The organism is Kitasatospora sp. NPDC053308 (assembly GCF_055585785.1).
In genome coordinates this window covers 116704-139083 of sequence record NZ_JBVJJY010000015.1, presented here as the reverse complement: position 1 = coordinate 139083, position 22380 = coordinate 116704, and the positions used below count along the sequence as shown (strand labels likewise).

Sequence of the window (22380 nt, the reverse complement as noted above, 5' to 3'; positions counted from 1 at the left end):
GGGAAGGGTGGTCCGGCAGGGGTGGTCCGGCCGGGGCGATCCGAAAAGGACCGTTCACTCGGTCCCCGAACTGCTACGGTTGATCACATGAAGCGCGCTGCACTCGTCACGACGACGCCGGAGAGAGTCCCGGCGCGCTGACTGCTGACCTAGTCCGAAGCCCCGGGGCGAGTGCCCCGGGGCTTCGTCGTCTCCGGCTCCACTCGCCCACCGTCCCCGAGTGGAGACCACCCCGTGAACGACCACCTCGCGTCCGTCCCCTCCGTGAACGACCTCCCCGTGAGCGAGTTCCCCGTGAACGACCACCTCGCGCACAACCTCCCCGCGCACGACCACCGCAAGCTCGGCCGGGAACTCGACCTCTTCGACACCGATCCGCTGATGGGCTCCGGCCTGCCGTACTGGCTGCCCGACGGCGCGGCGGTCCGGCACACCCTGGAGGAGTTCATCCGCGGCCGCGAGCGCCGGGCCGGCTACCGCCACGTCTACTCGCCGGTGCTCGGCAAGCGCGAGCTGTACGAGATCTCCGGCCACTGGGCGCACTACCGCGAGGACATGTTCCCGCCCATGGAGCTGGGCTCGGAGGAGGTGGTGCTGCGCCCCAGCCTCTGCCCGCACCACGCGCTGATCTTCCGCTCGCGCTCCCACAGTTACCGGGAACTCCCGCTCCGGATGGCCGAGTTGGGCGGCATGTACCGCTCCGAGCTGTCCGGGGTGCTGGGCGGCCTGACCAGGGTCCGGGCGATCCAGTTGAACGACGCGCACGTGTTCTGCACCCCCGAGCAGGCCGCCGACGAGGCCGTCGCGGCACTGGAGCTGATCCGCGAGGCGCACCGCGCGCTCGGCATCGTGCCGGTCCGCTACCGCCTCTCGCTGCCCGGCGCGGGCGGCAAGTACGTGGCGGACCCGGCCCTCTGGCAGCGGGCCACCGCACTGCTCGCCGACGTCCTGGAGCGTTCCGGGGTGCCGTTCGAGGCGGCGGAGGGCGAGGCCGCGTTCTACGGGCCCAAGATCGACGTGCAGATCGCCGACGGCGCCGGGCGCGAGTTCACCCTCTCCACCGTCCAGATCGACTTCCACCAGCCGGAGCGGTTCAACCTGCACTACATCGGCCCGGACGGGGCCAAACACCGTCCGGTGATGGTCCACCGCAGCGTGATCGGCAGCGTCGAGCGCGTGGTGGCGCACCTGATCGAGCTGTACGGCGGCGCGTTCCCGGCCTGGCTCGCACCCGCCCAGGTGGTGCTGCTGCCGATCTCCGACGCCGAACTGCCGCAGGCCGAACGGCTCCGGCAGCGCTGCCTCGACCTCGGGCTGCGCGCCGAGGTCGCCGGGCCCGAACACGGCAGCCTGGGCGCCCGGATCCGCGCGGCCCGGCTGGTGCCGTACCAGGCGGTGATCGGCGCCAAGGAGGTCGTGGACGACCGGGTCGCCCTGCGGTTGCGGGACGGTCGCCGGCTGGAGCCGCTGCCGGCCGAGGAGGCGTGGGCGCGGATCGGCGCGCTGGTCGCCGCGTGCAGCGCCGAGCTCTGGGAGGAGGACGGCGCCGAGGGGTGACCGCGGGGGCGCCCGGGCGGGCCCGCGTCGGTCCTGCACCGTACGGATGGCATACGTACGACTAGTGGGGCTGCGCGGTGTGTCGGCGGTGCCGGGGCGGCGGCCGACCCGTCGAATGGGCGCGGCGGTCGAGTCCCCGGCCGCCGGTGTCCCCACCCGTACCGGAGGTACCCATGCGTGTTCCGCGCGGACTCTTCGCCGCCGCCCTCGCGGGCTGTCTCGCCCTCGCGGGCGCCGTCGCCGCAGCCCCGGCCGACGCCGTCCGGCTCCGCCCGCTGCCCCTCCCCGACGTCCAGTACTGCGCCGCCGTGGTCGGGCACCCCCCGGGCGCGGGCGCGGCCTCACCGCTGCTCGGCCGGGCCTGCTCGTCGGACTCCCGGGCGGACGCCCTGGCCAAGGCGGACGGCCGCCCCCGCACGGGGCAGCAGCCAGCCGACCGGACGCTGCTGCTGGAGGAGTACGAGGACGCGAACTTCGGCGGCGGCGTCATCTACTCCTTCTTCGGTGACGCGGGCGGCTGCGACGCCACCGGCTACCACCTGGTCAACTACATCGACGTGGCGCTCAGCGTGTCCTCGATGAAGGGCTACCACGGCTGCAATGCCGTCCACCTCTGGTCGACGCTCGGCGCGGAGAAGACCATGGACCTGCCGGCCGGGTACCTCGGGGCGAACTTCAACGACGCGGTGCGGGAGCTGCAGGTCTTCCAGCGTTGACGGCCCCGCCCGGCGCGGCCCGGCCCCGCCCCGCCGGGCGCGGTGCAGTCGCCGCGGCCGCTGTGACCGCGGCCGCGGCAGCCGCGGGTAAACCCTTTGCCGCGGACCTGGTGTGCCGACTAGGTTCGCGCTGCCGTCCGGGTCGTTCCGGAGCGGCACGTCGACGAGGAGGTGTGCAGCACATGCGCAGGAGTGCCGAGCGGTTGAGCCCGCGTCACGACCTCCCACACCTCCTCACGACGGAGACAACTCCTTGTCGCTTCGCATCACCCCACTGACCGATCCCGCCCCCGGGGCCCACGGCAGGCGCCTCGCGTGGCTGGCGTCCGACGCCGAGGCCAACCCCGTCGGGACGGCCTTCCTGCGCCTGTTCGACGGCGGGCAGGAGCACCTGGCGGAACTCACGCTCCACGTCCACCCCGTGGAGCGCCGCCAGGGCATCGGCTCCCGGCTCCTCGACACCGCCGTGAGCGCCGCCCGGGACAACGCCCGGCGCCGCGTCGTCGCGCAGGCCGAAGCCGGATCGCCCGGCGACTCCTTCCTCGCGGCGCACGGGTTCCGGAAGGTCCTCACCCTGAGGTTCGCCCGCCTGCCACTGGCCGACGCGGACACCGCCGCTCTCGCTGGGATCGTCGAGCGCCCGCCGTCCGGCTACCGGCTGGCGTCCTGGCGGGGAACCGTCCCCGACGACCTCGCCCGGACGTTCGCCGCCTCGCGCCGCGCCATGGACGACATGCCCATGGAGGGTGCCGACCACGGCACGGTCGCCTGGGACGTGGACCGGGTCCGGGCTGCGGCGGAGGCCGTCGAAGGACGCGGCGACCACCTGCACACGGTCGTGGCCATCGACACCCGCGACGGCTCGATCGCCGGATTCACCGAACTCGTCGTCCCCGGCAGCGGCACGGGCGATGGCCGGCACTACGGCACCGGTGTGCTGCCCGAGCACCGAGGCCGCGGCCTCGGCCGATGGATGAAGGCCGAGGCGATCCGGCAGGCCCACCGCCAGTACCCGGAGCTCGGCGGCCTCCTGACCGACACCGCTGACAGCAACACGCCCATGCGGCGGATCAGCGACAGCCTCGGCTACGTACCGACGCACACGGCCCTGCGGCGCCAGCTGGACCTGTAGGGGGAAGGAGACGGGCCGGACCTGGACGGCACCTCGTCCGGCCCGTCGGCCCTTCGTCTCGGGCGTCACCGGCGTCAGTAGGACTGCAGCTCGACCAGGTGACCGTCCGGGTCGCGCAGATGGGCGGTGCGGAGCCCGGGGCCCCACTCGGGGCGGTCGGTGGCGGGGACGGCCGGGGTGCCGCCGTGGCGCAGGCAGAGGTCGAGGGCGGCGTCCACGTCGTCGACCCGCAGGACCAGCATCGCGGCGTCCTGCGCGGGGGCGGCGGGGCGGGCCGGCCACTCCGTGGTGCCGAGGGTGGCGGCCATCGCGGAGCGGGCGAAGAGCACCAGGACGGCCTGGTCGTCGACGTCCCAGTTGGCGTACGGCCCTTCCGGCGCGCCCTTGACCAGGGTGGCGCCGGTGAGCGGCGGGAGTATCGCCCGGTAGAAGGCGAAGCACTCGGCGAAGCGGGTGACGAGCAGGCGGGGGTACAGGGCGTCCACGGTCGAACTCCTGGGATCGGGGGTCGGTGGGCCGTCCACGGCGCCACCGCGGCAATTAGTGGGTCGAGACCCACTATAGGGATGCACCCTAGAATGCCGCCATGACCTCCGAGACCCCGCCGCCCGCCTCCGGTTCCCCCGTCCCGGAGCCGCCCGTACGCGAACTTCCCCCGAATCTGCTGGACTTGAGCACCTACCTGCTCTCCCGGATCGGCCGGACGGCCCGCAGCCGACTCGCCGAGCGGCTGGCCGAACGCGGCCTGCGGCTCTGGGACATGGCGGTGCTCGCCTCGCTCGCCGACCTCGGCCCGCAGGCCCAGCGGGACCTGGTGAGGCGCCTGGGCATCGACCCGAGCGACCTGGCCAAGGCGGCCGACCAGCTCGCCGCCGCCGGGTACGTCGAGCGCAGCAGGGACCCGGCGGACCGGCGGCGGGTCTCGGTGTCGATCACCGCCGCCGGGCACGCGCTGCTCGCCGAACTCGACGCGCAGGCGCGGGCCGTGCAGGACGAGGTGCTCGCCCCGCTGGACGCGGGGGAGCGGCGGGTGCTGCGGTCGCTGCTGCGGCGGGTCCACGAGGGTCTGGACGCGCGGCACGGCGGCCTGTGAGGCCCGGAGCGAGGCCGCGTGATGCGGCCGGTGATCAGGCGGTGGGCGGCGCGGGGCGGCGGGCGCCGGCGAACTCGCCCGCCCAGCGCGGGACGTCGAGCACGTGCTCCACGCGCGCGACGAGGGTCCCGGTGCGTTCGGCGTGGATCATCGCGCCGTCGCCGACGTGGATCCCGACGTGGTGCAGCGGCGCGTTCGGGCGGGAGAAGAACAGCAGGTCGCCGGGGGCGAGTTGATCGCGCTCCACCGGGGCGCTGCGGTTGAACTGGGCGACGGTGTAGTGCCCCAGCTCGACCGTGCCCCGGCTGGCCAGGTACCAGCAGTAGAGCGACAGGCCGCTGCAGTCGAAGCCGACCGTCGTCTCGCCCAGGCACACGCCGTCGAGGTAGCCGTTCTCCTCGTCGCAGAAGCCGAGGCCGGGCCCGAGGCGGTCGCCGCCGCCCCAGGCGTACGGCACGCCGAGCTGCGCCGTGGCGACGGCGGCCACCCGGCGGCCCAGGGCGAGGCTCGCGGGCTCGGGGTCGTCGGCCCGGCTGCCGGTGCGGTCGGCGGAGGGTGTCGCGAGCGCCGCCGGGGCGAGCGCCGGGACGAGGCCGGCCCCCAGGGCGAGGCCGAGCACGCGGCGTCGCCCGACACCGGGAGCACGGCCGGGGGTTTCACGGCCGGGGGCTTCGGCGCCGGGAGTCGCAGTGCCGGCGGCCCGGTCGTGTTCCCGGCCGTGCTCCCGGTGCTGGTCGGACGGTCGGTGGTGCATGGGGGCTCCCGGCGGGGGTCGCGGGTGAACGGTGCGGACGGGGACCAGGATTCCGGTCCGGTGGGGGCGGCCGCCATCACCCGCACCGGTGAATCGTGGGCGCACCGGCCGTGGAACTGCGCGGATTTCCCCCGTAAATGGTTTGACGGCCGTTCAGGAGGGCCCAACGATGGGCGCGAACGTTCGGGTGGGACCATCGGAGGACTTCATGGGCAGTGCCGTCAAGCTGATCCGCAGCACCCGGCTGACACCGGCCGTCGACTACGCCTACGGCGCGGTGGTGGACGCCCCGGCCCGCTCGTTGTGGCTGGCCGGGGCCTGCCCGCTCGACGAGGAGGGCCGGACGGTCGCCGTCGGCGACTACGAGGGCCAGGCCCATCAGGTGATGCGCAACCTGGTGGCCGTGCTGGAGGAGTCGGGCGCGGGGATCGCCGACATCGCCCGGACGACCGTGTACGTCGCCTCCGGCGACCAGGCCGACCTGGTGAAGGTGTGGGACGTCTACCGCGCCTACATGGGGGAGCACGACGCGCCCAGCACGCTGCTCGGCGTCTCGGTGCTCGGGTACGACCAGCAGTTGGTGGAGGTGGAGGCGGTGGCCGTGCTGCCCTGACCTGTCGTGTCCTCCCCGGCGTCGGTCGAAGGCGAGTGGCACCTGAGCCAGGCGGGGCTGGTCGGGGCTGGTCGGGGCAGCTCGGTAGGCCGGTTTCGGATCAGCCCGCGGCGAGCAGGTCGTCGAGCTTCCGGTAGCCCTCGACGACGCCGTGCTCCATGCCGCTGGCCAGGATGGCGTCCCGGGCCGCCAGGCTGTCGACCACCGACAGCACGGTGACGCGGGTGCGGCCCTCCCCGGCGGGTTCGAAGGTCGCGGTGTCCAGCGAGACGCCGTCCGGCATGCCCTCGTACGTGAAGGTCTGGACGAGCCGCCTGCTCGGCCGGACCTCGTGGAAGGACCCGTAGAAGGCGGCGACCTCCTGGCCCTCGCGGTGCATCGAGTAGCGGTACCGGCCGCCAGTCTGCGGCTCCCAGGCGTCGATCTTCATGTCGAGGTCCTTCGGGCCGAGCCACTGGGCGACCAGCTCGGGCTCGATCCAGGCCCGGAACACCCGCTCCTGCGGGGCGTCGAACTCGCGGACGATCCGGATGGTGGGCAGCTGCGGGTCCGCTTCGATCCGGGTCTCGTGGTTGCTGGTGGAGGTCATGACAGGTCTCCTTCGGTGTGTTCGGGTCGGTCGTGGCGGTGGTGGATGTCCCGGGCCCGGGCGGCCGGCCGTGCGGTCGCGTCCTCGGCCCCGGCCCCGGCCCCCGTCTCGGCGCTGGCGCTGGCGCCGGCTCCGGCTCCGGCTCCGGCTTCGGTATCGGTCTCGGAGTCCGCCAGGTCGGCGAGGAGCGCGTCCAGGCGGCTGAACCGCTCCTCGGCCCGGCGGCGGTACCGCTCGATCCAGGTCGTCATCACGTCGAACACCTGCGGCTCCAGGTGGCACGGCCGCCGCTGTCCGTCCCGGCTGCGGCTCACCAGCCCGGCCTCCTCAAGCACCTTCAGGTGCTTGGAAACGGCCTGCAGGGACATCGCATAGGACTCGGCCAACTCGCCGACGGTCGCATCGCGCACCGACAGCCGCGCGACGATGTCCCGCCGCGTCGGATCCGCCAGGGCGACGAACGCCCGGGACAGCTGGTCGACAGCCACCACGCACCCCTGTTCATCCTCAACCGATTGGTTGAGAACAACGCTACGCCGCGTCGGCCGATTGTTCAACCGATCGGTTGTGAATGCCCGCGTGGTGCTTCCTCGGGATTCGCCTGACCGCGTGTCGTCGCACGCACTACGCTGCGAACGCACCGTGCTACGTGCTGTAGCCGTACCTGGAGGAGTCCCATGTCATCGCCCTGCGACCCCAGTCTTGCTCCCGTCGGTGATGTGAGCGCCGCGCTCATGGTGATCGACTCCCGGCTCAAGGCCGTCTACGACGGCAAGTCCGGAACGGACGCCGAGCAGCAGCGGATGATGAGTCAGTTCGCCGAGTCCTTCGGCGCCGACGGGCTCGACGAGCTGCTCGACGGCACCTGCACGCTCATCTACATGTACATGAACTGGCTGCGAGGGAGCCTGGAGAACCACGACGAGGACATCGTCGAGTACACCGTGCCGGCCCTGGTGGCGACGATGCGGATGATGCCCAGGACCTTCCGCCCCGAGGTCATCCCCACCATGGCCGCCCTGCTCCTCGCCGCCGGCACCGGGCTGAGCCCCAACCTGTGGCGGGCCCAGTACGGTCCGTGGACGGCTGCCGAGATGAACCCCCTGGAGGCCGTGACCGTGCTGCTCGCGGAGCACATCAACCGGCTGTCCGGGAAGGACGACCACACCTTCGCCACCCGGTTGATCGCCGATGCCCTGGCGAAGGCGGACCAGGACTGAAATGCCGTGGCCCGGGGGGCTGTCGGCCGTCCGTCGGTACCGGCACAATCGCCGGTATGACAGTCACCACGGGCGCACCGCCCGCCCGGAGGGCCCCGGTCGTCCGGGCCCTCGTCGTCGCCCGGGGACTCCTGACGGGCGGCGTGGTCGGGGCGGGCCTGGCCGCGTTCGTCGTGGGCATCGTCCTCGAACGGGTACCGCTGATCGTCGGGGGAAGTGGTCTGCCTGTGGCGTACGGACTGCTGTTCCTGCTCGCCGGTGCGCCGCGGCGCGCCAGGGAGGAGGCCGTCCCCCCCGCGCACGGCCCTCGCGCTGATCGAGGCCGTGGAGGCCGCCGGGACCGAACCGACCGAACTGACCGACGTGCCGGTGCGCTTCGACCTCACCGTCGCCCCGGACGGCGATCCCGCGTACCGGGTCGAGGTCACCGCGGACGTCCATCGCGTCGAACTCCCCGACTACCGGCCGGGCGGCGTCCTGGTGGTCCGGTTCCCGCCGGACCGGCCCGGGCGGGTGCGGATCGTGAAGCGGCCGACACCCGCATGGGAGGAGCGCGCGGCCGGGGCCCGCCTGGATCCGGCGCCCGGGCCGGCCATCGCGGGCGATCCCCCGGAGTCCGGCGCCGTGGGCTACCTCGGGCTCCTCGGCCTGGTCGTCGGTGCCGCCGCCGTCGTCCTGCTGTTCCGTGCCGACCTGTTCGGCGGGGGCGGCTCCGGGCGGTCGGACTCCTCGCAGCCGTCCGCCTCCGTCACGTCGTCCGCCACAGCGTCCACCGCGTCGTCCGCCACCGTCCTCACGTCGGGGTCCGGCACGGTCACCCTCGGCCCGGACCAGTCGATGCTCGACGTCGGGCAGATGCGCTCGGCCGTCGACTCCGTCACCCAGGGCCGGGACGCCCCCCGGGCGCTCACCCTCACCGCTCAGGACCACGCCCTGTCGGTCGCCTTCGCGCCCACCGGCACCGGCGTCCCGCAGTTCGACCCGCGGTCGCTGCCCTTCGAGGCCGTCCCCGCGCTGGTCCGGGAGGCCGCCGCCACCCTGGGCCCCGACGCGACGCGGACCTGGCAGCTCACCGCCGACCGCCTCACCGGCGCCCTCACCCTGAGGATCACCGTGACAGGCTCCGGGGGCACGGCCTCGCTGGAGGCGGACGAACGGGGCGCGGTGGTGCGCCGCAACCCGGGGCGCTGAGCCCGCGCAGCGGTTCGACACGCAGCGTTTCGACAAGCAGCGGTTCGACAAGCAGCGGTGACGGACCGGCTGCCGACTGGAGGGGGGAGAACACATGGGCTGGCAGGGGTGTCTGACGGTGTGGTGCGCGGTGTTCGGCGCGCTGGCGCTGATCGGCTACGGGCGGTCGCTGGCCGGGGTGACCAAGGCCCAGCGGGCGGTGCGGCTCACGGGCCGGATCGAGCAGGTGCGGGAGCCCCGGCACGGCGGCTCCCGGCGCGGCGGCATCTGGGTCGTCGTCTCCTACCGGGACCCGGACACAGGGCAGGCGGTCACGGTGACCAACGACGGCGACTGCGGTGAGATGATCACCGTCGCGTGGACGGACCGGGAGATCGGGATCCACTACCCGCCCGGCAGGCCGCACGCCCTGCGGTTCACCGGTGACCCGGAGGAGGGAGGCCGGGGCCTCGGCCGGCCGCACGCGGCGCTGTTCCTGGTCTACTCCGGGCTGGTGGCCCTCGCGGCGATCGAGTGGGGCTGGCCGTGGGCGCTGGTGGGCTCCGGCGGGCCGCTCTCCGTCCTGATCGCCGGTCAACTGCCCGGCAACGTCCGCGACGTGCGCCGTCGCCGCGAGGCGCTCGCCACCATGGCCGCCGTCCCGGGCAGGATCGTCGCCGTCCTCAAGGACGTCGGCACGGACGCGGAGGGCGGCACCTCCACCACCATCACCCCGGTTGTGGCGTTCACCACGCTGGAGGGCAGGGCCGTCACCGTCCACTGCACCTCGGGACTGCCGGACCCGGCCCGCTCGTACGGCCGCGAGGTCACCGTCCACTACCTGCCCGCGGATCCGGCCGTCTTCACCCTGGACCGCGGCAAGGACCACGGCTCGCCGGCCTGGGACGTGCCGGTCAACGTCCTGGCCCTGCTCGTCACGGTGGCGGCCGCCGTCGTGGGGGTGGCCTTGCTGTGACATCCGGGCGTCGGGCCGGCGAGCCGGTCGGCCGGTCGATCACCGGCCACCGCGGTCGGCCGTCTCGGGCTCAGCGGTTCCGAGGGCGGCCCGTTCGGGCTCGGCGGTTCCCTCTGCGGCCCGTCCGGGCTCGGGCTCGTGCGCCGGCGCCGGGGTGGGCCGACGGCGGTAGCGGTGCTCGGTCGCGCTGCAGGCGGTGAGGACGACGGCGGCCGCCGCGGCCGCGGCCGTGACGGCGAAGGGCGCGCCCGGGGAGAAGTGGTCGGCGGCCCACCCCGCGAGGAAGGTACCCGCCGACTGGGCCAGGATCAGCGCGCTGACCAGGGCCGCCATCGCCTCGCCGAGCCGGGCGGCCGGCACCGTGCGCTCGACCAGGCCGAACATCGTGATGAACTGCGGGGCGACGAAGACCCCGAGGAGGCCCACGGCCGCGGCGAACGTGACGATGCCGCCGCCCGCGAAGGACAGCAGGACGGAGGCGGTGAAGAGCAGCGCGGCGCTCACCCGCAGCCGCGTCGGCAGACCCCAGCGGGCGGGCAGCGAGGCGGTGGCGACGCCCGCCAGGGCGCTCGTGCCGCCCATGAACCCGTACAGCAGCCCGGCGGTGCCCGGGCGACCCAGCGCCTCGGTGGTCGCGGTGACGCCGACCTGGACCGAGCCGAAACAGGCGCCCAGTAGGGCCATCCCCGTCAGCAGCAGGACGTACGGCGGGCTCAGCAGGCGCCCGGCGGAGCGGCTGGCCGGGTGGGCGGGCGCCGGGACGCCCGCGGCGGCGGTCGGGTGCAGGGCGAAGAGGGTGGCGCAGACGCCGCCCAGCGCGGCCGCGGCGAGCAGGCCGACGGCGGGGGAGGCGGCGGTGGCCAGCACGCCGACCAGGGCCGGCCCGGCGGTGAAGGACACCTCGTCGACGATCCCGTCCAGCGCCAGCACCGCGGAGGTCGCCGGGGCGTCGCCACCGGCCAGTCGGACCCACCGGCTGCGGGACAGCGGGCCGACCAACGGGACCGACAGGCCGGCCAGCGCGGCCGCGGCGACCTGCCAGCCGAGCGCCAGCCCGCCCTCGGAGGCGGCGACCAGGGCGACCAGGGCCGCCGCGTTGACCAGGGCGGCGACCAGCCCCACCGCCCGTTGCCCGCGCCGGTCCGCGAGCCGCCCGACCACCGGCCCGCCGACCGCCTGACCCCCGGCCAGCGCCCCGGCGACCAGCGAACCGGACCACACGCTGCCGGTGTCGTGACTGACCAGCAGCAGCGTGCCGATCGGACTCATCGCGTTCGGCAGCCGTCCGAGCAGCGACCACAGCAGCACCCGGCCGCCCGTCAGCCGCCTCGCCAGCCGGAAGTTCCCCACCACCGACACGCCGCACGCCCCCCACGGAGCCGGTCCGGGCGCCCGCCTCCCGCGACCGACCCGACCAGGTGACAGCGACCCGCGGGTGACCCCCTGACCGTAGGGGTGGGCGCGCGGCCCGGGTAATCGTCGGATCCTCCGGCCGCGCCGGGCCGGGGGGAGCGGGCGCTGGGAGGAGTGACCAACGGCGCCCGCCGCCGCGCCGGACACCCGTACCGGGTCCGCCGGCGCCCCCCGGATCCGGGTCAGTCGACCGTGAGCACGATCTTTCCGGTGGTGCGGCCCTGCTCGCCGAGTTCGTGCGCCTCGGCGGCCCGCGCCAACGGCAGGACGGTCTCGACCACGGGCTTCAGGGCGCCGCGCTCGACCAGCGCGGCGATCTCGCGCAGGCCCAGGTGGTCGGGCTCGACCAGCACCCACAGCGCCCGGAGACCGTCCGGGGCGGCGGGCACGTCGTCCGGCCCCGGCAGGGTGATCAGCCGGCCGCCGGGGCGGAGCACCTTCAGGGAGCGCTGCGCCGTCTCGCCGCCGAGCCCGTCCAGCACCACGTCGACGTCGGCGACGGCGTCCTCGAAGCGCACGGCACGGTAGTCGATCACCTCGTCGGCGCCCAGCGCGCGCACCAGGTCGTGCTTGCCGGCACTGGCGGTGCCGATGACGTACGCGCCACGGGCCTTGGCGATCTGCACCGCGAAGTGGCCGACGCCGCCGGCCGCCGCGTGCACCAGCACCCGCTCCCCGGGGCGGACGTCCGCGGTGTCCACCAGGGCCTGCCAGGCGGTCAGCGCGGCCAGCGGAAGTGCCGCGGCCTCGACGTGGGTCAGGGACGCCGGCTTGGGGGCGAAGTGGCGGGCCGGTGCCACCACGTACTCCGCGTAGCCGCCCGCCTGGCGCGGGAACAGCGGCATCCCGAAGACCTCGTCGCCGGGGCGGAACACGCCCACGCCCGGCCCGACGGCCTCGACCGTGCCGGAGACGTCCCAGCCCACCGCCGGTACCTCGCCCCACTCGATGAGGGCGCCGCCGGCCCGGGTCTTCCAGTCCACCGGGTTCACCCCGGCGGCGTGCACCCGCACCAGGACCTCGTTGAATCCCGGTTCGGGACGCTCGACCTCGCGCTCGACCAGGTTCTCGGGTCCGCCCCACTGCTCCACGACCACCGCTCGCATGCCGTCCGACCTCGTCCTTCGTTCCGTTTCCGTGTCGTGCACCGCCGGGATCCCCCGGCGACGGAGTCCACCTTCCGGGATCCCGGTCCGCCGTGGTGTTGGCCGTCCGGCCACTATGTGACAGGATCTGGCCATGGGTATGGCGCACACGCAGACGGCTCCGACGACGCGGACGGAGCGGGCGCCGGTCGCGCGCCCCCGACGGCACCTGATCGCGGTGCTCGCCCTGCCCGGCGTCCCGCCGTTCGAACTCGGGATCCCCTCCCGGGTCTTCGGCAGCGCCCTGGACGCGGACGGCCGCCCGCTCTACGAGGTCGTGGTCTGCACCGCCGACGGCGCCCCCGTCCTCAGCGACGCCGGCTTCACCGTGCAGCCGGCCGCCGGTCCCGAGGCGCTGGCCTCGGCGGACACCGTGATCGTCCCGCCCACGCACGCCATGCCCGAGCTGGGCCGCGGCGGACCGCTGCCCGGCGAGGTCGGCGCCGCCATCGCCGGCATCCGGCCCGGCACCCGCCTGGTGTCCATCTGCACGGGCTCCTACGTGCTCGCCGCCGCCGGGCTCCTCGACGGGCGGCCGGCCACCACCCACTGGAACCTGGCCCCCGAGTTCCGCCGGGCCTACCCCGCGGTCAAGGTCGACGAGGACGTCCTGTTCGTCGACGACGGCGACGTGCTCACCTCCGCCGGGGTGGCCGCCGGGGTCGACCTGTGCCTGCACATGATCCGCCGCGACCACGGCGCCGCGGTCGCCAACCGGGCCGCCCGGATGTGCGTGGTGCCGCCCTGGCGGGACGGCGGGCAGGCCCAGTTCATCGACCGCCCGGTCCCCGAGCCCACCGCCGCCAGCACCACCGCCACCCGCGCCTGGGCCCTGGAACACCTGGGCGAACCGCTGACCCTCGCCCGGCTCGCCGAGCACGCCCGGATGAGCCTGCGCTCCTTCACCCGGCGCTTCCGCGACGAGGTCGGCATGACGCCGGTGCAGTGGCTCACCGCGCAACGCCTGGAACTGGCCAAGCAGTTGCTGGAGACCACCGACCTGTCGATCGACCTGGTCGCCCACCGGGCCGGCTTCGGCTCCGGCAACTCGCTGCGCTCGCACATGCGGACGGCCTTCGGCGTCTCCCCGGCCGCCTACCGCCGCACCTTCAGCCCCCACGAGCCGGCCGACGCGCCCGCCCCCGTACCCGTCCTCGGGTCCGCCCCCGCACCCGCCCTCGGAGCCGTCGTCGGCGCGGCCGCCGGCTCCGCCGCACGAGTGACGGCAGGTCCGCCCGGGTGACCGCCCCGGGTGGCAGGGGGTGGGCGCCCTGCGTGTCAGCCGACCCGGCGGTGACCGCTCTGCGAGCCTTTCCGCAGTCCGGTGCCGGACGAGCCGCACGGCCGATCCGCTGACCCGCCGACCCGATCCGAGGAGCCCGACTTGCCTCGCCGCCCGTCCGTCCACCGGCTGACGGCCGTCGCCGTCGCCCTGGTGCTGGGACTCTCCGCCTGCTCCGGTTCCGGTTCCGTCTCCGGGACGGGCTCCGGCGTCACGGCGCGCCCGGCCGACTCCAGGACGAGCCCCCCGTCCGCCGCCCCGCCCGATGCCCCGACCGCCGACGAGACGGCCGCGGGCGGCCCGCTGGTCGGCGACCCGGCCCTCGTGCCCGAGGAACAGTCCTGCGCCGGCGCGGAGGACAACACCCCGTGGTACCCGACCATCGCCGCCTTCGAGGTCCACGACTCGAACCGGACGCACCTCTACCGGTGCGCGCACTTCGCGGGCGCGCCGTCCGACAACCAGGTCTACGCCCACAGTTCGCAGCAGCTCTACCCCACGCCGTACAACATCGTGGACCGCGGGCCCGACGAACTCTACGTCTACGGCGGCGGCTACGGCGACGACCCGTCCGCCTCCGGCTCCTTCGTCTCCCGGGTGGAGCCGGGGACCTTCAACGAGGTCTGGCGCCGGGTGCTCATCAACACCCACGCGACGGACGAGTGGAACTACCCCGGCGTCCTGAACGTCCTGTCGGACGGCAGCCTAGTGGTGATCTACGGCTACCACATCGCCAGGATCGACCCGCAGACGGGCACGGTCCTCGCCCGGACCACGCTCCCCACCGGGCAGTCGGCCCCGCGCGACACCGCGTACAACGGCTACGACGCGCTGCCCGACGGCACCATCGTCGCCAAGACCGTCAACCGTCAACCCGGCTGTACGGAACAGGGGTTCAGCGCCTTCCTGAACTGCCCCGACCCGTCGGCCGCGCCGCCCTCGATCATGGTGGCGATCGACCCGAAGAGCCTCCAGGTGATCTCCCAGGTCACGCTGCCGGAGATGATGGGCGGCCGGATCACCACCTCGACGGTCAACGGCACCGAGGTGGTCTACCTGCCCGGGTCGAGCAAGCTCTTCCGCTACGGCTACCGCAACGGCGCCTTCACCCCCGACCCGTCGTGGGGCCCGGTGCCCTACCTCAAGGACGGGCAGACCGCCGCCTCCGCCATGGCCGTCGTCAACGACTACGTGGTCGCGATGACCAACGGCGGCAAGCCGACCGCGACCCCGATGAGCGTCGTCGCCGTCTCCCAGGGCGACTCCACCAAAGTGGCGACCATCCAGCCCTTCGCCGACAGCGGCACCGAGAACAGCTTCATCCCCTCGATGGTCTCGGTCGACCCGGAGAACAACCGGGTGTACGCGATGGACGCGGGAGCGGGCAAGCTGGCCGGGATCGACCTGACGGACGGCGCGCTCTCGGTGGCGTGGACCCGGGACCAGACGACGCTCGGCTTCACGGCCCTGATCGGTCCCAAGGACCAGCGCGTCCTGATCGGGACGGACATCCCGGTGAAGTTCTTCCGGGGGCTCAAGAAGTACGGCACCGAGCAGGTGGTGTGGCGCAGGGCCCAGGACGGCGGCGAGCTCGCCCGCTCCGGCCAACTGCCCAAGATGACCCAGGGGATCCTGGTCACGCCCGGCTATGCCGCCCTGCAGTACTACCTCACCGCGGACGGCCACGTCACCGGCCTCCAGGTCGCGCCGAAGCCCGCCGCGCCGACGTCTCCCGCCTCGCCCGCCTCGCCCGGCTCGCCCGGCTCTCCCGCGTCGCCGGTGCCTCCCGGCCCGTTCGGCTCCGGCACGGCGGCCTTCGCGCCCTGACCCGCGTCGGAACCCTCGCCGTGCGCGAGGCGGCGCTCACCCGATGGTGACCACCCGGGCCCACTCCGGCGGGGTGTCCGGGACGTAGTCCGGGTCGTCCTCGTCGTAGTCGGCGGGGCGCGGGTAGAGGCCGACGACCGTACGGCAGGGCGGGGCGGTGGACGGCCACGGGGTCTGGCCGTCGGTCAGGGCCACGATGACGTCCGGCCGGGGCACGGACCGCAGGGCGGCCCGGAAGCCGCTGCGCAGGTCCGTGCCGCCACCGCCGAGCAGCGGGATCCCGGCGGTCGCGCAGAGCGAGTGGACGACCCGGGCGGCCGCGTCGCAGGGGATCACCCTGACCTGCTCCCGCTGACCGCCCACCGCCCGGGCGATGGCCGCGACCTCCAGCAGCGCGCTGCCCAGCTCGTGGTCCGCGACCGAGGCGGAGGTGTCGATGATCACCGCGACCCGGGGCGGCCGCCGCCGCAGGCTCGGCAGCAGCGCGCCCGGCACCCCGGCCGAGCGGCGGGCCGGCCGGCCGTAGCTGTAGTCCTCGCCCGCGCCCGGGCCGGAGACCGCCGAGCGCACCGCCGAACCCAGCAACTGCCGCCATGGCTGCGGCGGGTGGAACACCTCCTCGGCCCACCGCTTCCAGCCCGCCGGGGCGCTGCCCGGGCGGCCGCGGATCCCCTCGGCGACCCGGAAGCGGACGGCGTCGCGCTCCTGCGCGGTCAGCCCGCGGGCACCGCCGGGGCCCAGCTCCCAGGGCCGGTCCGTGCCGTCCGCTCCGCTGCCGCAGTCCAGCCACGCCGAGTCCGGGTCGAAGGCCCGGATCCGGTAGTCCCGCAGGTACTCCTCCATCAGCAGGCCCTCCGGCAGCTGGAGCCGCTCGGGCAGGAGGGCCCCGGCCGGGCGGGGCAGCCCGTCGCCGAAGGCGTCGTCGTTGATCTCGCAGTCGGCGGCGACGTTGGTCCGCCACTGCGCGAGCGGGCCCTCCAGGCCGAGTTCGCGGGCGATCCGGGCGCTGCGCCCGTGGTGGTCGCGCAGCAGGTGCGAGACCTCGTGCACCCAGACCGCGGCGAGGTCTTCCACCGGCGTGCGGTCGACGAAGACCGGGGAGGCGTAGCAGCGCCAGTAGCGGTCCACGGACATGGTCGGCACCTCCCGGGACGCCACCAGGTGGAGCGCGAACAGGGCGGTCGCCAGGTACGGCCGGGCCCGCGCAGCCTGCAGCCGGGCGGCGTACAGCTTCTCGACGTCGAGCTTCTCGACGTCCGGCTTCCGGTCCTCCTGGAGGGCAGGGCGCCGGAGGGACGGCCTCGGGGCTGCGGGGTTCGGGCCGGCCGGCCTCTGGGTAGTGGGCTTCGGGACGTCAGGCTTCGGGGTGGTGGGCCTCGGGACGGCAGGCTTCGGGGTGGTGGGCCTCGGGACGGCGGGCTTCGGGGTGGTGGGCCTCGGGACAGCGGGCTTCGGGGTGGGGGTGGTGGTGCTCATCGGCCCACCCTCTCCGCGACCCGGGCGGCCGCGCGCTCGGCCCGGCGGGAGAGCGCCAGCGCGGGGGCGAGCCGCTCGATCGACTCGGGGACGTCCCAGTCCTGGCGGCGCAGCGAAGCCAGCGTGGTGGCCGGGACGACCAGGAGGTCCGGCGCGCCCTCCTCCAGGGCCCGTGCCAGCAGCGCCCACGCCGCGTCCCAGCGCTGACGGTCCGGACGGTTGCGCACCGCCGCGACCACGCCGTCCAGCACCGCCTGGCGCAGGTCCCCGCGCTCGGGGAGCTCCGCGCCCGCCGGGTCGGCGAGCAGGTCCTCCGGGTCGGGCAGGTCCATCCGGTCCATGCTCGCCATCAGCTCCAGCCCCGGGCCGTCCCCGACGGTGCCGCGCACCAGCAGCGACAGCACCTCCCGGTCGGAGCCCGCGGCCGTCGCGAAGGCCACCAGCCGCAGCGTCATGTCCCAGCTGCGCGGGGACGGCCAGGCGCCGCCGCGCCGGGTCTCGGTGGTGGGCAGCCGGTGCACCAGCTCGGGGCGGGCGGTCAGCAGCCCGCACACCGCGCGCCGGGCGAACGCGACGGCCTCGGGCAGCGCCCGCTCGTCCAGCCGGGGCAGGGACGCCACCGGCCAGACACCGCCGAGGCCGCGCACCACCACCTCGTGGTCGTGCACCCACTGCAGATGCACGAAGCGGTTGGCCAGCGGCGGGCTCAGCTCCCAGCCGTCGGCCGCCGAGGCGCGCGGGTTGGCGGCGGCCACGATCCGTACGCCGGGCGGCAGTCGGAGGGTGCCGATCCGGCGCTCCAGGACCAGCCGGAGCAGGGCGGCCTGGACGGCGGGCGGCGCGGTGGACAGCTCGTCCAGGAACAGCAGCCCGCGACCGGCCCGCACCAGCCGGACCGCCCAGTCCGGGGGCGCCATCGGGACGCCCTGCTGCGCCGGGTCGTCGCCGACGATCGGCAGCCCGGAGAAGTCCGAGGGCTCGTGGACGCTGGCGATCACCGTGGTCAGCGGCAGGTCCAGTGCCTCGGCGAGCTGGTTGAGCGCGGCGGTCTTGCCGATGCCGGGCTCGCCCCAGAGCAGGACGGGCAGGTCGGCGGCGACGGCCAGGGTGAGGGCCTCCAGCTGGGTGTCGGCCCGGGGTTCGGTGGTGGTGTCGCCGAGCAGGTCGAGCAGTCGGCGGGCGACGTCCAGGCGGGCGAGTTCGGGGCGGCCTGTGTCGGAGCGGCCGGTGTCGGAGCGGCCTGCGTCGGGGCGGCCGGCTTCGGCGGCGTGGGTGGGCGCGGTCATGGCTGCGGGCATGCGTGATCACCTCAAGTGGTCGGGAGTGAAGGGGTGTTGAGAAGTCGCCGGCGGGGTCGGCCGTCAGCGGAAGGCGGCGTGGCGCGGGTGGGCCCTGTTCAGGTGTCGGAACGGCCGGGTGAGGTGCCCGGGCGGGCCCGGGCGGAACGGGAACGCGCAGGGCCCCTCGGTGGTCAGGCCCGCCCGGTAGCGGCCGTAGGCGATCCGCCGTTGCGCGGCCGCCAGGAACGCGTCCCGCAGGGGGCCGTCGCGCAGCACCGCCTCCGGGCCGAGCAGGTCCTCGACCACGGCCAGCGCCCCGGTGGCGTCGCCGTGCACCAACCGGCCGCGGATGCCGTCCAGTTGGTGCGGGCGGCGGTGCGCCCGGTCGACCGCCTGGAGGCAGGGCAGCGGTGTGCCCGAGAAGGCGGAGAGCAGCTCCTCGCGGCGCAGCTCGGACGGATCGTGGTCGAGCGGGGCGAGCACCCCGTCGACCAGGCCGATCCGGTGCCACGCCCCGCGGCAGTCCACCAGTCGCTCGGCCCCGGTCGTGCCCGGCCGGTCCGTCCGGCGCGAATACCCGGGCGCCAACGCGGCGGCCACCAGCGGGTGCAGGCGCTCCGGCTCGATCGCGCCGTTGCGCAGCAGATCGAGGTCGGGTGGCACCCAGGTCGCGGCGTCGGGCAGCAGGGGCAGCGCCGATGTGTCCCCGGTGGCGTCCGCCGGGCATCCGTCCGGCCCGAGGAGCAGCCGGCGGCGACCTTCGAGCAGTACCGTGACCGGACCGTCGGGGTGCCCGTCGGCATGCCGCAGCAGCGTGGCCTCCGCCGCCCACCGGTCGACCGCGCGGAGCCGGAGGGAGCCGCCAACGTCGTCGTCCTGCAGGCTGGTTGGCGAAGGGTGGCCGCACCGGGCGGCCAGTTCCGCGCTGCGCCCGGCGTCCCAGAGGTGCCGGTGGAGGTCGTAGCGGAACCGGCGGCTGGGGTACGGATGGGGGTGCGGCGAGCGGGTGTCGCCGCGGTCGTCCCCGTACCTGTTGCCGTACCGGTGGGTGTGCACGGCGCCGTTCCCGAGTCTGTCACCGGCGCCGTTCCCGGCTCTGGTCCGGAGCCCGTCACCGGCCCTGTTCCCGGTCCAGAGCGCCAGGGCGATCCGCTGGCCGTACTCCGCCCACGCGGGCGGTGTGCGGACCACCAGGGACACCGGCCGCTCGCCCGGGTAGCGAGCGAGAGGCATGGTGAGCCCGGGGCGCAGCAGCCCGTCGGGCGCGGTCCGCGGCAGGTGCCAGCGCAGCAAGTCCGGTGCGAGGCAACGGAGATCGGCGCGCAAGTGGTCCGCGAGCTCCCGGCCGTGGGTGCGCGCGACGTCCCCGAGGCGGAAGTCGACCTCGACGTTGGCGGCCGCGCAGGCCCCTGCCCAGTCCCCGGCCAGACGGCGGGCGGTGGCAGTTTCGATCATGGAGGGCGGCACGGCGTACTCGCGTACGCGCCGCCAGAAGGAGAGGCGGGAGTCGTTCCCGTTCGCGGTGGAAGTGAGCATCAGCACTCACTCTTCGCGGACGGGACCCCCAATCTGAGAGCAGCGTGAGTGGTCATCGTCGGGGAGCATAGCGTCCGCGCCCGATCGCCGCCACACCGTTTCGACGCCGCCGTCCGCTTTCCTCTCGGACGGGAGGAGTCCGGGCTCGGCCGACCTACCGCGACCGCGCGGCCGGGCAGTTCACCGGAGGCGGCTCTCCGGTCACCGGCGGTTCTCCGGTCACCGGCGGCCCACCTCGCCCCGTTCCAGCTCGCACGCGCCGGCTCGAAGGCCGGCGGCCTTCCCGGCCGCGAAGGGCTCGGGGGCCGAGCAGTGCGGCGGCTCAGGCGGCCCCCGGGGCGGAGTCCTCGGCATGGGCGGGTGGGCCGGGGGTCGGCGAGGTCATGTCCTGGAGGCCGAGGGCGGTCAGGAGCCGGAGTCTGTCGGCGGCTTCGCTGTCGGGGGCAGCGGTGAAGACGACGATGCGCAGGTCGGCGCCGTGGAGGGAGAGCACGTCGCAGTCGAGTTCGAGCGCGCCGACGTGGGGGTGGTCGACGGTCTTGCGTTCGCCGGCGTGGTGCGCGACGGCGCAGCCGTCCCAGAGCCGGGCGAAGTCGGTGTTCGACCGGCGCAGGTCGCTGATCATGGCGGCCAGTCGGCGGTCGGCCGGGTAGCGGGAGGCGACGTCGCGCAGGTCGGCGACCAGGGAGGCCCGGTGGTCCTCCGGGGAGGGGTGCCGGACCCTGCCGGGGTCGTTGTGGAAGGTGCGCCAGACCAGGTTCGTCTCGCGGCCCGGGCGGCGTCGCGTCTCGCCGTGCAGGGCCGCCCACGGGTCGTTGTGCTCCAGCAGGGTCCAGGCCGCGTCGAACACCGCGATCGGGACGTCGGCCAGGCGGTTCAGCAACCGTTGCACGCTGGGGCCGATGAGCTGGGGGACGCTCCCGTCGAGCTCGGCGGCGTGCCCGGCGAGGCGGCAGGCCAGCGTGAACTCGGCGGCGGTGAGTCGCAGGGCGCGGGCCAGCGCCCGCAGCACGTCGGCACTGGGGTGCGCGCGGCCCTGTTCGAGGCGCTTGACGTAGTCGGGCGAGACGCCGGCCAGCCAGCCGACCTCCTCCCGCCGCAGCCCCGGGGTGCGGCGGGCGCCGCGGGCGAAGGGAGAGCCGATGTCCTCCGGGCGGACCCTGGCACGCCAGGAGCGCAGCATCGTCGCCAGATCCGGTCCCTCGCTCACAGCCGCATTCTCGGTGGTCATGACCTGATTGTCGACGCAGTGCCGGGCCCCTGGGTGGCCCGACCTGGGCCACGCTGCCCCGGCTCCCGCGGGCCAGACTCGACCCGGCGTCGGGGGAGAAGGAAGCCGGAGACGAACACTCGGGCTCCTCGGCCTCGTCCACCGCTCCACCACCCATCGATCCCGAAAGGATCCGTCATGTCCTCCTTCCTCGTCATCGGAGCCACCGGAAACGTCGGCAGCGCCCTGACCACCCAGCTCCGGGAGCAGGACCACCCACGTGCGGGCCCTGGTCCGCAGTGCCTCGCGCGCCGAACTGATCCCGGCCGGCATCGACACCGCCGTCGGCGACCTGGACGACACCGGGAGCCTGACCGAGGCCGCCCGCGGTGTCGACGGCGTCTTCTTCCTGCAGCTCGCCCCGCTGCCCGCGCAGGCCGAGAACATGATCAAGGCCGCCCGCACCGTCGGAGTGCGCAGGATCGTGGTGCTGTCCTCCATCGGTACGGTCACCGAACCGCTGCCCGTGATCGGAGCCGGGATCGCCGCCCGCGACCAGGTCTTCCGCGACTCCGGGCTCGACGTCACCTACCTGCGCGCCAACACCCTGATGTCGAACGCGACATGGTGGCTGCCCACGATCCGCGACGAAGGCCGGGTCTACGACGCCAGCGACCCCGGCAAGACGGTGCCCGTCGACCCCTTCGACATCGCCCGCGTCGCCGCCGTCGCCCTCACCCAGGACGGCCACGCCGGGCGCGGCTACATCATCAACGGCCCGCAGGCGCTCACCGCTCGCGAGCAGGTGGAGATTCTCGCCGACGTCCTGGGACGGACCATCGAGTTCGTGCCGCTCACCCCCGAACAGTTCGCCCGGCACAGCATCGAACAGGGCACCCCGGCCGACTTCGCCGACGCGCTGCGGGACCTCAACGAGCTCTTCCGCGCCGGACGCGCCGGAGTCATCGGCGACGACGTCACCAACCTCACCGGCATCGCGCCCCGCACCTTCCGCGAGTGGTGCGAGGAGCACGCAGGCGAATTCCACTGAGACGGCCGGCACCGGCCGTCGGCGGGGCCGCGCCAGCCAGGCGGCGGGGGCTTGGGACGGCACGCACGATCAGCACCTCCTCACCGTCGCGCGGCATGCCCACACCGCTCAGCGGCCGCCGGGCCGGTTGCGGGCGAACACGTCCCACATGAACAGGCGGGCCTACCAGTCCCACCCGATCGTGCAGGCCCGCCTCCCGCCGCCGGGTGCTCAAGGGGCGCTGGAAGGCGGGTCAAGGCGGGTGGTTCGTGGCGGCTTGGGTGTGTTCTGGTGGTGGACGGAGGATGCGTGGCCCCGGATCTCCCGGGGTCGGGCGGGGTGGCCGCGAGGGGCTTCGCGG

General features: G+C 74.7%; 21 protein-coding genes. 11 read left to right on the top strand and 10 right to left on the bottom strand.

The window, feature by feature from the left end; all coding sequences use genetic code 11:
• The first annotated feature begins 381 nt into the window (after positions 1 to 381).
• From thrS to ACZ6Y7_RS28190, 3 genes are all read left to right on the top strand, one after another.
• The gene (thrS, locus tag ACZ6Y7_RS28200; protein ID WP_465760803.1) at positions 382 to 1557 is read left to right on the top strand and encodes a threonine--tRNA ligase; all 1176 of its coding nucleotides are present in this window, start codon (positions 382 to 384) and stop codon (positions 1555 to 1557) included.
• Positions 1558 to 1730: 173 nt separating this feature from the next.
• Complete coding sequence (locus ACZ6Y7_RS28195; protein ID WP_465760747.1) at positions 1731 to 2273, top strand: hypothetical protein; 543 nt, start codon at positions 1731 to 1733, stop codon at positions 2271 to 2273.
• Between the two features lie 253 nt (positions 2274 to 2526).
• The gene (locus ACZ6Y7_RS28190) at positions 2527 to 3405 is read left to right on the top strand and encodes a GNAT family N-acetyltransferase (RefSeq protein WP_465760746.1); all 879 of its coding nucleotides are present in this window, start codon (positions 2527 to 2529) and stop codon (positions 3403 to 3405) included.
• Between the two features lie 74 nt (positions 3406 to 3479).
• Here ACZ6Y7_RS28190 and ACZ6Y7_RS28185 read toward each other — a convergent pair whose 3' ends face one another.
• On the bottom strand, positions 3480 to 3890 hold the full coding sequence (locus tag ACZ6Y7_RS28185) for a VOC family protein (protein ID WP_465760745.1): 411 nt from the start codon (positions 3888 to 3890) through the stop codon (positions 3480 to 3482).
• Between the two features lie 101 nt (positions 3891 to 3991).
• Here ACZ6Y7_RS28185 and ACZ6Y7_RS28180 point away from each other — a divergent pair, with 101 nt between their 5' ends.
• The gene (locus ACZ6Y7_RS28180; protein WP_465760744.1) at positions 3992 to 4498 is read left to right on the top strand and encodes a MarR family winged helix-turn-helix transcriptional regulator; all 507 of its coding nucleotides are present in this window, start codon (positions 3992 to 3994) and stop codon (positions 4496 to 4498) included.
• A gap of 34 nt (positions 4499 to 4532) precedes the next feature.
• Here the strand turns inward: ACZ6Y7_RS28180 and ACZ6Y7_RS28175 are convergent, their stop codons facing one another.
• On the bottom strand, positions 4533 to 5252 hold the full coding sequence (locus ACZ6Y7_RS28175) for a C40 family peptidase (protein WP_465760743.1): 720 nt from the start codon (positions 5250 to 5252) through the stop codon (positions 4533 to 4535).
• 208 nt (positions 5253 to 5460) lie between these two features.
• Between ACZ6Y7_RS28175 and ACZ6Y7_RS28170 the strand changes: the two genes are divergently transcribed.
• Positions 5461 to 5865 carry a RidA family protein gene (locus ACZ6Y7_RS28170; protein ID WP_465760802.1) on the top strand — a complete coding sequence of 135 codons (405 nt, stop codon included), beginning with the start codon at positions 5461 to 5463 and terminating at the stop codon, positions 5863 to 5865.
• A gap of 100 nt (positions 5866 to 5965) precedes the next feature.
• On the opposite strand, the gene ACZ6Y7_RS28165 is transcribed toward ACZ6Y7_RS28170, so the two are convergent.
• Positions 5966 to 6454, bottom strand: a complete 489-nt coding sequence (locus ACZ6Y7_RS28165) for an SRPBCC family protein (protein ID WP_465760742.1) — start codon at positions 6452 to 6454, stop codon at positions 5966 to 5968.
• Positions 6451 to 7011 (bottom strand): ArsR/SmtB family transcription factor, encoded by a 561-nt coding sequence (locus ACZ6Y7_RS28160; protein ID WP_465760741.1) that lies wholly within the window; start codon positions 7009 to 7011, stop codon positions 6451 to 6453. The genes ACZ6Y7_RS28165 and ACZ6Y7_RS28160 overlap by 4 nt, the downstream gene beginning before the upstream one ends.
• Positions 7012 to 7131: 120 nt before the next feature.
• Between ACZ6Y7_RS28160 and ACZ6Y7_RS28155 the strand changes: the two genes are divergently transcribed.
• The 3 genes from ACZ6Y7_RS28155 to ACZ6Y7_RS28145 all read left to right on the top strand — a co-directional run bounded on the left by ACZ6Y7_RS28155 (position 7132) and on the right by ACZ6Y7_RS28145 (position 9820).
• Complete coding sequence (locus ACZ6Y7_RS28155) at positions 7132 to 7674, top strand: hypothetical protein (protein ID WP_465760740.1); 543 nt, start codon at positions 7132 to 7134, stop codon at positions 7672 to 7674.
• A 324-nt stretch (positions 7675 to 7998) separates the two neighbouring features.
• Positions 7999 to 8865, top strand: a complete 867-nt coding sequence (locus ACZ6Y7_RS28150; RefSeq protein WP_465760739.1) for a hypothetical protein — start codon at positions 7999 to 8001, stop codon at positions 8863 to 8865.
• 94 nt (positions 8866 to 8959) lie between these two features.
• On the top strand, positions 8960 to 9820 hold the full coding sequence (locus tag ACZ6Y7_RS28145) for a DUF3592 domain-containing protein (protein ID WP_465760738.1): 861 nt from the start codon (positions 8960 to 8962) through the stop codon (positions 9818 to 9820).
• A gap of 39 nt (positions 9821 to 9859) precedes the next feature.
• On the opposite strand, the gene ACZ6Y7_RS28140 is transcribed toward ACZ6Y7_RS28145, so the two are convergent.
• Together ACZ6Y7_RS28140 and ACZ6Y7_RS28135 are read right to left on the bottom strand one after the other, a co-directional pair.
• Complete coding sequence (locus tag ACZ6Y7_RS28140; RefSeq protein WP_465760737.1) at positions 9860 to 11179, bottom strand: MFS transporter; 1320 nt, start codon at positions 11177 to 11179, stop codon at positions 9860 to 9862.
• A gap of 236 nt (positions 11180 to 11415) precedes the next feature.
• On the bottom strand, positions 11416 to 12339 hold the full coding sequence (locus tag ACZ6Y7_RS28135) for an NADP-dependent oxidoreductase (protein WP_465760736.1): 924 nt from the start codon (positions 12337 to 12339) through the stop codon (positions 11416 to 11418).
• 139 nt (positions 12340 to 12478) lie between these two features.
• On the opposite strand from ACZ6Y7_RS28135, the gene ACZ6Y7_RS28130 reads away from it, so the two are divergent.
• A complete protein-coding gene (locus tag ACZ6Y7_RS28130; protein ID WP_465760801.1) occupies positions 12479 to 13621 on the top strand; it encodes a GlxA family transcriptional regulator in 1143 nt (380 codons plus the stop codon).
• Between the two features lie 141 nt (positions 13622 to 13762).
• Complete coding sequence (locus ACZ6Y7_RS28125; protein ID WP_465760735.1) at positions 13763 to 15487, top strand: hypothetical protein; 1725 nt, start codon at positions 13763 to 13765, stop codon at positions 15485 to 15487.
• A 36-nt stretch (positions 15488 to 15523) separates the two neighbouring features.
• Here the strand turns inward: ACZ6Y7_RS28125 and ACZ6Y7_RS28120 are convergent, their stop codons facing one another.
• From ACZ6Y7_RS28120 to ACZ6Y7_RS28105, 4 genes are all read right to left on the bottom strand, one after another.
• Positions 15524 to 16963 carry a vWA domain-containing protein gene (locus tag ACZ6Y7_RS28120; RefSeq protein ID WP_465760734.1) on the bottom strand — a complete coding sequence of 480 codons (1440 nt, stop codon included), beginning with the start codon at positions 16961 to 16963 and terminating at the stop codon, positions 15524 to 15526.
• Positions 16960 to 18261: an AAA family ATPase gene (locus ACZ6Y7_RS28115; RefSeq protein WP_465760733.1), complete on the bottom strand. Its 1302-nt coding sequence runs from the start codon at positions 18259 to 18261 to the stop codon at positions 16960 to 16962. The genes ACZ6Y7_RS28120 and ACZ6Y7_RS28115 overlap by 4 nt, the downstream gene beginning before the upstream one ends.
• Positions 18262 to 18324: 63 nt before the next feature.
• Entirely contained in the window at positions 18325 to 19779 is a 1455-nt protein-coding gene (locus ACZ6Y7_RS28110; protein WP_465760732.1) for a hypothetical protein, read from the bottom strand.
• Between the two features lie 322 nt (positions 19780 to 20101).
• On the bottom strand, positions 20102 to 21010 hold the full coding sequence (locus ACZ6Y7_RS28105; protein ID WP_465760731.1) for a helix-turn-helix domain-containing protein: 909 nt from the start codon (positions 21008 to 21010) through the stop codon (positions 20102 to 20104).
• A 259-nt stretch (positions 21011 to 21269) separates the two neighbouring features.
• Between ACZ6Y7_RS28105 and ACZ6Y7_RS28100 the strand changes: the two genes are divergently transcribed.
• The gene (locus tag ACZ6Y7_RS28100; RefSeq protein ID WP_465760730.1) at positions 21270 to 22040 is read left to right on the top strand and encodes an NAD(P)H-binding protein; all 771 of its coding nucleotides are present in this window, start codon (positions 21270 to 21272) and stop codon (positions 22038 to 22040) included.
• Positions 22041 to 22380: the final 340 nt, after the last annotated feature.

Coding starts and splice junctions, on each gene's coding strand:
- thrS (WP_465760803.1), top strand. CDS start 382: ATGGGCTCCGGCCTGCCGTACTGGCTGCCCGACGGCGCGGCGGTCCGG.
- ACZ6Y7_RS28195 (WP_465760747.1), top strand. CDS start 1,731: ATGCGTGTTCCGCGCGGACTCTTCGCCGCCGCCCTCGCGGGCTGTCTC.
- ACZ6Y7_RS28180 (WP_465760744.1), top strand. CDS start 3,992: ATGACCTCCGAGACCCCGCCGCCCGCCTCCGGTTCCCCCGTCCCGGAG.
- ACZ6Y7_RS28175 (WP_465760743.1), bottom strand. CDS start 5,252: ATGCACCACCGACCGTCCGACCAGCACCGGGAGCACGGCCGGGAACAC.
- ACZ6Y7_RS28170 (WP_465760802.1), top strand. CDS start 5,461: ATGGGCAGTGCCGTCAAGCTGATCCGCAGCACCCGGCTGACACCGGCC.
- ACZ6Y7_RS28165 (WP_465760742.1), bottom strand. CDS start 6,454: ATGACCTCCACCAGCAACCACGAGACCCGGATCGAAGCGGACCCGCAG.
- ACZ6Y7_RS28155 (WP_465760740.1), top strand. CDS start 7,132: ATGTCATCGCCCTGCGACCCCAGTCTTGCTCCCGTCGGTGATGTGAGC.
- ACZ6Y7_RS28145 (WP_465760738.1), top strand. CDS start 8,960: ATGGGCTGGCAGGGGTGTCTGACGGTGTGGTGCGCGGTGTTCGGCGCG.
- ACZ6Y7_RS28135 (WP_465760736.1), bottom strand. CDS start 12,339: ATGCGAGCGGTGGTCGTGGAGCAGTGGGGCGGACCCGAGAACCTGGTC.
- ACZ6Y7_RS28130 (WP_465760801.1), top strand. CDS start 12,479: ATGGCGCACACGCAGACGGCTCCGACGACGCGGACGGAGCGGGCGCCG.
- ACZ6Y7_RS28120 (WP_465760734.1), bottom strand. CDS start 16,963: ATGAGCACCACCACCCCCACCCCGAAGCCCGCTGTCCCGAGGCCCACC.
- ACZ6Y7_RS28115 (WP_465760733.1), bottom strand. CDS start 18,261: ATGCCCGCAGCCATGACCGCGCCCACCCACGCCGCCGAAGCCGGCCGC.
- ACZ6Y7_RS28110 (WP_465760732.1), bottom strand. CDS start 19,779: ATGCTCACTTCCACCGCGAACGGGAACGACTCCCGCCTCTCCTTCTGG.
- ACZ6Y7_RS28105 (WP_465760731.1), bottom strand. CDS start 21,010: ATGACCACCGAGAATGCGGCTGTGAGCGAGGGACCGGATCTGGCGACG.